The following is a 453-nucleotide window of genomic DNA, read 5'->3' on the forward strand; positions in this document are numbered from 1 at the left end:
TTAAAGCCAATACCTACGCTTCGTTGATACTGCCCTTGACGATGCGCTGCGCGCCGCCGTCTTTGCCGATTAATGCCCATGAATGGTAAACACTGATATTCAGGCTTTGGGCGATGGAGCCGCTGTTGTCGGTCACAACGGGCAGCTTAGGATAGTTTAAATCGGCATACCATTTTTGGAGGTCGCCGTCTTTTTTCTCGTGCAGAAAACCGGGCTAGGCAACGGTAATCAGGTTGGCAGAACCGAATTTTGCATCTGGCGCCCATTTTTCGGTTTGTCCCAATTCGGACAGACATAAAGGACACCAACGTGCCCAAAATTGAATCAGGGTGGGTTTGTCTTTTTTTAGGAAAACACTGGCAGGGCGGTTGTCAGGGGGTTTCAACTAGGACAATGCCTGCGGTACGGTTGCGGCGTCGGTATCCGTTATTTTGGATGAGCAAGCGCCAAGCG

Annotated in this window: 1 pseudogene; it reads right to left on the bottom strand. The window is 50.8% G+C overall.

The window, feature by feature from the left end:
- Nucleotides 1–16 precede the first annotated feature (16 nt).
- A pseudogene (locus tag ACTHUR_RS20645) lies at nt 17–453 on the bottom strand (redoxin family protein); the annotation flags it as partial.

Source organism: Neisseria sp. P0021.S007 (assembly GCF_051956855.1).